The sequence below is a fragment of the Saccharothrix sp. NPDC042600 genome (assembly GCF_040647305.1).
Taxonomy (GTDB): domain Bacteria; phylum Actinomycetota; class Actinomycetes; order Mycobacteriales; family Pseudonocardiaceae; genus Actinosynnema; species Actinosynnema mutabilis.
The window spans coordinates 1-7,235 of the sequence record NZ_JBEZBW010000188.1 but is presented as its reverse complement, the minus strand read 5'-3'; the positions used below and the strand labels follow the sequence as shown (position 1 = coordinate 7,235).

Below are 7,235 nucleotides of genomic sequence, written 5' to 3'. Positions count from 1 at the left end.
ACCCCGGCCCGGCCGACCCCGGCCCGGCCGACCCCGGCCCGGCCGACCCCGGCCCGGCCGACCCCGGCCCGGCCGACGCCGCCGGCCATCCCGGCACCACCCCCGCCGACGACGGCCGGTGCGCGATCGACCTCGCCATGAGCGCGGCGGAGTTGGCGTGGCGGCGGGAGTTGGCCGCGCGGACCGTCGCCGACCTCATGGCGACCGTCGAGCGCACCAACCCGGACGTGCCCGAGCGCGTCCGCCGCCACTTCACGACCTGACCTGAGTCGCCACTTCACCACCTGACAGGAGAGACCATGCGCGTCACCAACCCCGACGGCCTGCACGACCCGGTCCCGTTCGGCTACAGCCACGTCGTCTCGGCGCGCGCGACCGAGGTCGTGTTCATCGCCGGCCAGTACGCGTCCGGCCCGGACGGGCACGTGGTGTCCGACGACTTCGCCGAGCAGGTCGCGAAGTCCCTGGACAACCTCCGGATCGCGCTCGCCGCCGAGGGCCTGGGCTTCGGCGACGTCGTCCGCATCGGCAGCCACATCGTCGACCACGACGAGACCAAGCTCGCCATCTGGGCCAAGGCCGTGCACGAGGTCTGGGGCGACGAGCCGCCCGCGCAGACCCTGGTCGGCGTCGCCGCGCTCGCGTTGCCGGACATGAAGTTCGAGGTGGACGCGATCGCCGTCCGGAGCTGACCCGGGCGTCCCCGAGTCGAGGCGGTCCGCGAATCGGGTTGACCTGGAGTGCACTCCAGCTCCTACGGTCGTGGGGTGACTTACTCGATCGCTCAAGCGGCCGAGCGCAGTGGGTTGTCGATCGACACGCTGCGCTACTACGAACGGATCGGGCTGGTCGACCCCCCTGCTCGGGACTCCGGAGGTCGGCGCTCCTACAGCGACGACGACCTGAGCTGGCTCGTCTTCCTCACCCGTCTGCGCACCACCGGCATGCCCATCCGGATGATGCGCGAATACGCCCAGTTGCGGCACCGTGGCGCGGCCACCGCGGGCAGGCGCAAGCAGATGCTGTTCGAGCACCGCGCGTCCGTCCGTGAACGCATCGCCGAGCTCCAGTCCTGCCTCGACGTGCTGGAGTACAAGATCGCCCACTACGAGCAGATCGAGCACACTTTCGTGGAAGGGGTCACCGCGTGACGCTCCTGGGGACGCTGGAGGTCGGGCCGCAGGGCCTGGGCTGCATGGGGATGAGCCAGTCCTACGGCCCCGGTGACGAGGCCGAGTCGATCCGCACCGTCCACCGCGCCCTGGACCTGGGCGTGACCCTGCTGGACACCGCGGACGTCTACGGCCCGTTCACCAACGAGGAACTGCTCGGGCGCGCGCTGCGGGACCGCCGCGACGAGGCCGTGCTCGCCACGAAGTTCTCCCTGGCCGACCCGGACCGCCGCCCGCGCGGTGACGCGGCCTACGTGCGGCAGGCGTGCGAGGCCTCGCTGCGGCGGCTGGGCGTGGACCACATCGACCTGTACTACCAGCACCGCGTGGACCCGACCGTCCCGATCGAGGAGACCGTCGGGGCGATGGCCGAGCTGGTCGCCGAGGGCAAGGTCCGCCACCTGGGCCTGTCCGAGGCGAGTGCCGCGACGATCCGGCGGGCGCACGCCGTCCACCCGATCACGGCGTTGCAGAGCGAGTGGTCGCTGTGGTCGCGGGACATCGAGGAGACCGTGGTCCCGACGTGCCGCGAACTGGGCATCGGCATCGTCCCGTTCTCGCCGCTGGGCCGGGGTTTCCTCACCGGCGAGGTCAAGCGCGAGGCGCTGGGCGACGACGACGCCCGCCGGGCCATGCCCCGGTTCTCCGGCGACAACTACGACCACAACCTCCGCATCGTCGAGGCCCTGCGGGCGCTGGCCGCCGAACGCGGCGTCACCGCGGCCCAACTGGCGTTGGCGTGGGTGCACCACCAGGGCGACCAGGTGGTTCCGATCCCGGGCACCAAGCGGGTGAAGTACCTGGAGGAGAACGTCGCCGCGCTCGACATCACCCTGACCGCCGACGACCTGAAGGCCATCGAGGACGCCACCCCGACCCCCGCCGGCGACCGCTACCCACCCGAGATGCTCCGCCTGTCCAACCGCTAGCGAGCCGTCCGTGGACACCCGCCGCCTGGGCACCCTGGAGGTGAGCGCCCAGGGCCTGTCCTGCTTCCCCGGCTTCGCGCCGGCCGAGGTTCTGTCGGTCCCCGGTGAGACAATCGAACCGGGGGCCGGAGGCCACGCCGCCCGCACCCTCCACCGGGCGCTGGACCTGGGCATAACCCTCTTCGACGTGCCGGCCGCCGCCCAAGACCTGGTCGGCCGCGCCCTCCGGGGCCGCCGAGACCGAGCCGTGCTGGCCACCACCCTGGGACCACGGCCCGACTCGGCGGCTTCGGTGCGACAGGCGTGCGAGGCGTCCCTGCGGCGGTTGGGCGTCGACCACCTCGACCTGTACTACCTCACCGCACCCTCGGAAACCGCCGCTGAACTGGTCGCCCCCGAACTGGTCGCCGCTGAACTGGTCGCCGCCGGCAAGGTCCGGCACATCGGCCTGACCGGCGCGGACGCGGCCACGATCCGCCGCGCCCACGCGGTGCACCCGATCACGGCGGTGCGCGTCGAGTGGTCGCCGTGGTCCCGGGATGCCGAGTCGACGATCATCCCGACCTGCCGCGAACTCGGCATCGGCGTGGTGGCGCACTCGCCCCTGAGCCGAGCCTTCCCCCGCCACCCCCACCCACCCGGCGACCTCCGCCCGCTCACCACCGGCCGTCCCCACCCCGACTCGGTCATGGAGGCCGTCCGCGCCGTCGCCGCCGAGCACGACGTGTCCCCGGCGCGGATCGCCCTCGCGTGGGTGCACCACCGGGGCGCGGTCCCGATCCCCGGCGCCGCGCGGGTCAAGGCCTTGGAGGAGAACGTCGCCGCCGCGTCCCTGACCCTCACCCCGCGGCAACTCGCGCTGATCGGCTAGAGCAGCTCGTCCAGCAGCGCCCGACCCACGGGCCAGTCAGCCGCGCCCTCGGCGACGGTGAGGTGCCCGACCGGTCCGACGTCCACCAGCTTCGCGCCCCACGCGTCGGCGAACTCCCGGGCGCGTTCGGGCGTCATCCACCGGTCCGTGCGGCTGGCGGCGAGGATCGTCGGGAACGGCAAGGGCGTGCGGGGGAGCGGCGCGAACCCCCGGATGGCCGGGTCGGGGTTGCGCTCGACGTCGGCCGGCGTCACCAGCAACGCCCCCTTGACCGGCGCCGACCCGCCGCCCGCGACCCAGTGCGCGACGGTCAGCGCGCCGAGGCTGTGCGCGACCAGGACCGGCGGTTCGGACTCCTCGGCCAGCACCTCGGCCAACCGCCGCACCCACGGGTCGCGCCGCGGGGTGTCCCAGTCGTCCTGCACGACCCGCCGCGAGCCGGCCAGCCCGCGTCCCCACTGCTCCTGCCAGTCGCCGGGGTCGGGCCCGAACCAGCCGTCCACGAACAGCACCGTCATGGGCTCATCCCATCAGGGACGCGGCCACCGTCGCTCCCAACTCCCAGCACCGCTCCAGCGCGCCCTTGTCGGGCCCGCCCATCACCTCGACGGTCTCGACGACCGGCTTCCACCCCAACCCGCCGGTGATGTCCCGGATCGCCTTCACCGCGCCCTCGGTCCCCTGGTTGCCGTGCACGTACGCGCCGAACGGCCGGCCGCGCGTGGCGTCGAGGCAGGGGTAGTAGACGGTGTCGAAGAAGTGCTTCAACGCGCCGCTGATGTACCCGATGTTGGCCGGGGTGCCGAGCACGAACCCGTCGGCCGCCAACACGTCCGACACGCTCGCGCCCAACGCCGGCCTGCGCACCACCTCGACGCCGACGATCTCCGGATCCGAAGCCCCCTTCACGACGGCCTCGAACAGCTCCTGCATCCCCGGCGAGGGCGTGTGGTGGACGATCAGCAACCTCTTCGACACGCGGCCAGCCTGCCGGCCCGCACGCCCCGACGCCTCACCAGTCGTACTCGTGACCCTCACGGCCGGGCGGGGTGTCGCGTGCGCCTCCTCGGACGCCGCCTTCAGCTCGACGATGCGCTCGACCGGCGCGAGCCCCTCGGCACCCAGCACCCGCTCCAGCAGCCCGATCTCGCCACCTCCAGCACGGCCTTCCGGCGGCGCGCAGCGCGGCCGTGGTCCACCACCGGCACGCTCGTCGGGAACCGATAGCGTGGAGTGTGGAACCGACAACGGCGTCGCGCGTCTCTGTAGGTGACCGGGAGGGAGAAATGGACACTCGTAGCATCGCCACGATGAGCCGGAACCGGAAGATCACGTGGGGTGGTGGCGTCGCGGTCGGGGTGGGGCTCATCGGGTTGCCGCTGGTGTTCATCGCGTTGTGGCCCGGGGTGGACCACAGCCCCTGGGACGTCAACACGATGATCCTCGCGCTCGGTGTCTCTCTGAGCACCGTCAGTTACATCTCCGGGCGGATCGCGGTGTCCGCGTTCACCCAGGACCGGGTCAGCCCGCCGACCAGGCGGCCGTACGTGGTGGCGGGCGTGTCCCTCGTCGTCGCGGTGCTCTGCCTGCTGATCGCCCTTATGGCGTGAGCAGCTCGGACACCTGCGCGCGCAACGCGGCCAACCGGTCCGCACCGCGCACCCTGGCCTCCGCGAGGTCGCCGGACACCGGTTCGACGACCTCCAGGTAGGCCTTCAGCTTCGGCTCCGTGCCGGACGGCCGCACGACCACCCGCACGCCCTCGGCGGTCAGCCGCACGACGTCCGCGTCCGGCAGCAGGTCCTCGAACGCGAAACCCGCCGGCGGGTTCGCGCGCAGCCGGGCCATCAGCGCGCCGATCCGGCTCAGGTCGGTGAACCGCAGCGACACCTGGTCGGTCAGGTGCAGGCCGTGGTCGAGCGCGAGCTGGTCCAGCGCGTCCAGCAGGGTCCGCCCGGCCGACTTCAGGCCGGCCGCCAGGTCGCACGCCAGCACGGCCGCCGAGATGCCGTCCTTGTCGTTGACGTGCTCGGGGTCGACGCAGTTGCCCAGCGCCTCCTCGTACGCGAACACCAGCCCTTCACCCGCGCGCACCAACCACTTGAAGCCGGTCAACGTCTCCGCGTACCGCGCGCCGTGCGCCGCCGCGACGGACTTGAGCAACGACGACGAGACGATCGTGGTCGCCACCAACGGGTCCGGCTTGTCCACAGTGGACAGCACCAGGGAACCGAGCAGCACACCGGTCTCGTCGCCGCGCAGCATCCGCCACGACCCGTCCCGCTCCCGCACGCCCAGGGCGCACCGGTCGGCGTCCGGGTCGAGCGCGATGGCCAGGTCCGCGTCCTCCTCGGCGGCGAGCTTGAGCAGCTCGTCGGCCGCGCCCGGCTCCTCCGGGTTGGGGAACGCGACGGTCGGGAAGTCCGGGTCCGGCACGGCCTGCGACCGCACCACCCGCACGTCGGTGAACCCGGCGCGGCGCAGGGCGTCCACGGCGAACCGCCCGCCGACGCCGTGCATCGGGGTCAGCGCGACCCGCAGGTCACGGGCGGTGCCTCGGGGCAGCGACGCGACCCGTTCCAGGTACTCGTCCACCTCGGCGTCCGACACCGGCAGGTAGTCGTTCGACAGCGGCACCGACACGGCCGCCGGCACCGCCGCGATGGCGGCCTCGATCTCGCGGTCGGCGGGCGGCACGATCTGGCCGCCGCCGGCCAGGTAGAGCTTGTAGCCGTTGTCCGCGGGCGGGTTGTGCGACGCGGTGATCTGCACCCCGGCGACCGCGCCGTGCCTGCGCACCAGGAACGCCAGCACCGGCGTCGGCAGCGGACCGGGCAGCACCCGCACGGTGAACCCGGCGCCGGCCAGCACGGCCGCGGTGGCCTCGGCGAACTCCTCCGACCCGTGCCGGGCGTCGCGGCCGACGAACACCGTGCCGTCGTGGCCCTTCGCGCGCAGCCAGGCGGCGAGGCCGGCGGTGGTCCGGACGACGACCGCCCGGTTCATGCCGTTCGACCCGGCCCGCACGGGCCCGCGCAGGCCGGCCGTGCCGAAGGTCAACGTCCCGGCCATCCGGTCGGCCAGGTCCTCGACCGCGCCCGGCTCACCGCCCATCGCCCGCGCCAGCACGCCCTGCAGCTCGGCGCGCGTGTCGGGCGACGGGTCGTCGGCGATCCACCGGAACGCGGCGTCGCGCAGCGCCGGGGTCAGCGTCATGCGCGGGCCACCAGCTCGTGCAGCAGGGTGCCCATCCGGCTGGCGGCGGCGGCGCCGGCCTCCAGGACCTCCTCGTGGTTGAGCGGCTCGCCCGTGATGCCCGCGGCGAGGTTCGTCACCAGCGACAACCCGAAGACCTCGACGCCCTCGGCGCGTGCCGCGATGGCCTCCAGCACGGTGGACATGCCGACCAGGTCGGCCCCCAGCGTGCGCAGCATGCGGATCTCGGCGGGCGTCTCGAAGTGCGGCCCCGGCAGGCCCGCGTAGACGCCCTCTTCGAGGGAGGGGTCGATCTCCCGGGCGATCTCGCGCAGGCGGGTCGAGTACAGGTCGGTCAGGTCCACGAACCGCGCGCCGACCAGCGGCGACGCGGCGGTGAGGTTCAGGTGGTCGCTGATCAGCACGGGCTGCCCGACGAACATGCCCTGCCGCAGGCCGCCCGCGGCGTTGGTGAGGATGACCGACCGGACGCCGGCCGCGGCGGCGGTGCGCACGCCGTGGACGACCTTGGCGACGCCCTTGCCCTCGTAGCCGTGCGTGCGGCCGAGCAGGACGAGGACGTTCTTCTCGCCGACGGGCACGGAGCGCACCGTGCCGCCGTGCCCGACGGCGGTCGGCTTCTCGAACCCGGGCAGGTCGCCCATGGGCACCTCGGCGGCGGGCTCGCCGATGAGGTCGGCGGCCGGCCGCCACCCGGACCCGAGCACGACGGCGATGTCGTGCCGAGCCACCCCGGTCCTCTCGGCGAGCACGGCGGCGGCGTGCTGCTCCAGGGCGCTGTCTCCGGTGAGGTCTTCACTGATGGCGGTCACGCCGCGAGCCTAATAGCCCGCCCCGCCCCCTGCCGCCACACACCCGCGCACCCACCCGGACCGGGGGAGGGGCGGCCGGCCGAGGGACGACGACGGCCGCGGCGAGGCCGGCGAGCGGGCGGCGCTGGGCCGGCGGCGCGGGCGTGGACCGAGCTGATGTGGATCGAGTACGTCCTGGACCGCGTCGGCGGCCCCGAGGTGTTCCGCAACATCCGCGACGGCAAGGGCCAGGGCT

Annotated in this window: 9 protein-coding genes and 1 pseudogene; 6 read left to right on the top strand and 4 right to left on the bottom strand. The window is 73.6% G+C overall.

What is annotated here, in order from left to right; all coding sequences use genetic code 11:
* From AB0A74_RS42155 to AB0A74_RS42135, 5 genes and pseudogenes are all read left to right on the top strand, one after another.
* Positions 1 to 263, top strand: a pseudogene (locus AB0A74_RS42155) (hypothetical protein); the annotation flags it as partial.
* A gap of 36 nt (positions 264 to 299) precedes the next feature.
* On the top strand, positions 300 to 692 hold the full coding sequence (locus tag AB0A74_RS42150) for a RidA family protein (protein WP_358258782.1): 393 nt from the start codon (positions 300 to 302) through the stop codon (positions 690 to 692).
* A 75-nt stretch (positions 693 to 767) separates the two neighbouring features.
* Positions 768 to 1,151: a MerR family transcriptional regulator gene (locus tag AB0A74_RS42145; protein WP_343940070.1), complete on the top strand. Its 384-nt coding sequence runs from the start codon at positions 768 to 770 to the stop codon at positions 1,149 to 1,151.
* 44 nt (positions 1,152 to 1,195) lie between these two features.
* Positions 1,196 to 2,101, top strand: a complete 906-nt coding sequence (locus AB0A74_RS42140; protein WP_358258785.1) for an aldo/keto reductase — start codon at positions 1,196 to 1,198, stop codon at positions 2,099 to 2,101.
* A gap of 10 nt (positions 2,102 to 2,111) precedes the next feature.
* Positions 2,112 to 2,972: an aldo/keto reductase gene (locus AB0A74_RS42135; RefSeq protein ID WP_358258780.1), complete on the top strand. Its 861-nt coding sequence runs from the start codon at positions 2,112 to 2,114 to the stop codon at positions 2,970 to 2,972.
* Here AB0A74_RS42135 and AB0A74_RS42130 read toward each other — a convergent pair.
* Both AB0A74_RS42130 and AB0A74_RS42125 read right to left on the bottom strand, forming a co-directional pair.
* The gene (locus AB0A74_RS42130; protein ID WP_358258778.1) at positions 2,969 to 3,490 is read right to left on the bottom strand and encodes an alpha/beta hydrolase; all 522 of its coding nucleotides are present in this window, start codon (positions 3,488 to 3,490) and stop codon (positions 2,969 to 2,971) included. The two genes, AB0A74_RS42135 and AB0A74_RS42130, sit on opposite strands and share 4 nt — an antisense overlap.
* A gap of 4 nt (positions 3,491 to 3,494) precedes the next feature.
* Entirely contained in the window at positions 3,495 to 3,905 is a 411-nt protein-coding gene (locus AB0A74_RS42125; RefSeq protein ID WP_343940146.1) for an NAD(P)H-dependent oxidoreductase, read from the bottom strand.
* A gap of 377 nt (positions 3,906 to 4,282) precedes the next feature.
* Here AB0A74_RS42125 and AB0A74_RS42120 point away from each other — a divergent pair, with 377 nt between their 5' ends.
* Positions 4,283 to 4,582: a hypothetical protein gene (locus AB0A74_RS42120; protein WP_358258776.1), complete on the top strand. Its 300-nt coding sequence runs from the start codon at positions 4,283 to 4,285 to the stop codon at positions 4,580 to 4,582.
* Here AB0A74_RS42120 and AB0A74_RS42115 read toward each other — a convergent pair.
* Together AB0A74_RS42115 and AB0A74_RS42110 are read right to left on the bottom strand one after the other, a co-directional pair.
* A complete protein-coding gene (locus tag AB0A74_RS42115; protein WP_358258775.1) occupies positions 4,572 to 6,188 on the bottom strand; it encodes a phospho-sugar mutase in 1,617 nt (538 codons plus the stop codon). The genes AB0A74_RS42120 and AB0A74_RS42115 overlap by 11 nt on opposite strands.
* Positions 6,185 to 7,000, bottom strand: a complete 816-nt coding sequence (locus AB0A74_RS42110) for a purine-nucleoside phosphorylase (protein ID WP_358258773.1) — start codon at positions 6,998 to 7,000, stop codon at positions 6,185 to 6,187. Before AB0A74_RS42110 ends, AB0A74_RS42115 begins: the two co-directional genes overlap by 4 nt.
* Positions 7,001 to 7,235 lie beyond the last annotated feature (235 nt).

What these genes read in the sequence shown, in the direction of transcription:
- AB0A74_RS42115 (WP_358258775.1), bottom strand. Translation starts at nt 6,188, where the DNA reads ATGACGCTGACCCCGGCGCTGCGCGACGCCGCGTTCCGGTGGATCGCC.
- AB0A74_RS42130 (WP_358258778.1), bottom strand. Translation starts at nt 3,490, where the DNA reads ATGACGGTGCTGTTCGTGGACGGCTGGTTCGGGCCCGACCCCGGCGAC.
- AB0A74_RS42125 (WP_343940146.1), bottom strand. Translation starts at nt 3,905, where the DNA reads ATGCAGGAGCTGTTCGAGGCCGTCGTGAAGGGGGCTTCGGATCCGGAG.
- AB0A74_RS42150 (WP_358258782.1), top strand. Translation starts at nt 300, where the DNA reads ATGCGCGTCACCAACCCCGACGGCCTGCACGACCCGGTCCCGTTCGGC.
- AB0A74_RS42140 (WP_358258785.1), top strand. Translation starts at nt 1,196, where the DNA reads ATGGGGATGAGCCAGTCCTACGGCCCCGGTGACGAGGCCGAGTCGATC.
- AB0A74_RS42120 (WP_358258776.1), top strand. Translation starts at nt 4,283, where the DNA reads ATGAGCCGGAACCGGAAGATCACGTGGGGTGGTGGCGTCGCGGTCGGG.